We start from the raw sequence: 1855 nt of genomic DNA on the forward strand, positions 1-1855 counted from the left end.
AGGGGCGGGTGGCCGAGGATCTTCCTGCCGTCCTGCGGAGTGCGGAGATCCTGCTCGACGCGGGAGAGCCCGCGCTCGCCCGCCGCCTCCTGACGCGGGAGAGTTGCCGCTGGCTCGACGCGGCGCTCTCCGACTGCGCGGCGCTGGCGGGCGCGGGCCTCGCGCTGCTCGGCATGGCAGGGCGCCTCGACCCGGAGGGGCCGCCGCAGGGGCCCGAACAGCTCTGGTAGACGCGGCTCAGGCTGCGCCCGCCACCTCCAGCGCCCGGATGGCGAAGCGGCGGGCGAGGGGGCCGAGGGCGGCGGCCTCCGGGTCGCTCGCCGTGCCCGCGCGGGCGCGGTCGGCGATGCCGACGAAGATGACGGCGAAACGGTAGAGCGCGAAGGCCTCGTGGAAGGGCAGGAGCGGCGCGTCGAAGGGCACGCCCGCCCGGTAGCGCGCGATGACCTCCGCCTTCGTCGGCAGCCCCGCCACGCCGAGGTCGGTCCCCAGAAGCCCGCCGTATTCGTCGGGCGCCGTGTGCCAGGGCATGACGCAGAAGCCCAGATCGGCGAGCGGATGGCCGAGGGTGGAGAGTTCCCAGTCGAGGATCGCGACGACACGCGGCTCGGTCGGGTGGAACATCAGGTTGCCCAGCCGGAAGTCGCCGTGGCAGAGCGCCACGCGCCCGTCATCCTCGGGCATCTCCGCGACCAGCCAGGCGTGCAGCGCCTCGATCTCGGGCACCGGCCCCGAGGGCGAGGCGCGGTACTGCCGGTCCCAGCGGGCGATCTGCCGCTCGAAGTAGTTGCCGGGACGGCCGTAGTCGCCGAGGCCGACCTCCTCGGGCCGGATGCGGTGGAGCGCGGCGAGCGTGTCGGCGACCGCCATCCAGATCCCCCGCCGCTCCGCGCGGGGCAGGTCGGCCAGCGCGGTGTCGGTGAAGATGCGGCCCTCGACCCGCTCCATCAGGTAGAAGGGCGTGCCGAGAAGGTCCGCGCCGCCGTGGAAGAGGACCGGGCGCGGCACCGGAACGCCGGTCGGATGCAGCGCCGCGAGCACGCGGTATTCCCGGTCGACCGCGTGCGCGCCGCGCAGGATCTCGCCCGAGGGCTGCTTGCGCAGGACCAGCCGGCGGTCGCCCCAGTCGAGGAAATAGGTCGGGTTCGACTGCCCGCCGCCGATCCGGGTCAGCGCGTAGCGCCCCCCGTCGGGCCCGAGCCGCGCCCCGAGGAACGCCCCGAGGAACGCCCCGAGCGCGTCCGCGTCGAAGTCGAGCCGCCCTTCCACCGTCGCCGTCACGGCGCGGTCGCCCAGCGGTAGAAGCCCGCGCCCTGTTCGCCCAGATGGCGGTTGATGAGCATCTTGTGGACCTCGTCCGCCCCGTCGACCAGCCGCGCCTGCCGCGCGTAGCGATAGATCCACTCGAGCACCGTGTCCGTCGAATATCCGCGCGCGCCGTTGATCTGGATCGCCGTGTCCGCCGCCCGGTGCAGCAGGTTCGCGACGTGGATCTTGGCCATCGACACCTCCTTCTGCGCGAAGCCGCCGCGGTCGATCTCCCAGGCCGCCTTCATCACGAGAAGGCGGCCCACCTCGATCTGCATGGCGAGGTCGCCCAGCATCACCTGCACGCTCTCGCGGTCGGCGAGGCGGATGCCGAAGCCTTCGCGCCGCTCGGCGTAGTCCCGCGCGATCTCGATGCAGCGCTTCGCGAGCCCGAGCCAGCGCATGCAATGGGTCAGCCGCGCGGGCCCGAGCCGCGTCTGCGTGACCTTGAGGCCGCGCCCCTCCTCGAGCAGTACGTTCTCCGCCGGGATGCGCAGGCCCTCGTAGACGATCTCGCAATGGCCGCCATGTTCCTCGGGTCCCATGA

2 protein-coding genes and 1 pseudogene are annotated in these 1855 nt (G+C 73.2%); 1 reads left to right on the forward strand and 2 read right to left on the reverse strand.

Annotation, left to right across the window (positions count from 1 at the left end; genetic code table 11):
* Positions 1-230, forward strand: a pseudogene (locus ACTS11_RS02725) (C69 family dipeptidase); the annotation flags it as partial.
* A 7-nt stretch (positions 231-237) separates the two neighbouring features.
* Here the strand turns inward: ACTS11_RS02725 and ACTS11_RS02730 are convergent.
* Positions 238-1281: a phosphotransferase family protein gene (locus ACTS11_RS02730; RefSeq protein ID WP_442638813.1), complete on the reverse strand. Its 1044-nt coding sequence runs from the start codon at positions 1279-1281 to the stop codon at positions 238-240.
* Positions 1278-1855: acyl-CoA dehydrogenase family protein (locus ACTS11_RS02735; protein ID WP_442638814.1), on the reverse strand; the 578-nt coding region annotated here is incomplete at its 5' end. The genes ACTS11_RS02735 and ACTS11_RS02730, both read right to left, overlap by 4 nt.

This window comes from Roseicyclus sp. (genome assembly GCF_052168335.1).
Classification (GTDB): domain Bacteria; phylum Pseudomonadota; class Alphaproteobacteria; order Rhodobacterales; family Rhodobacteraceae; genus Roseibacterium.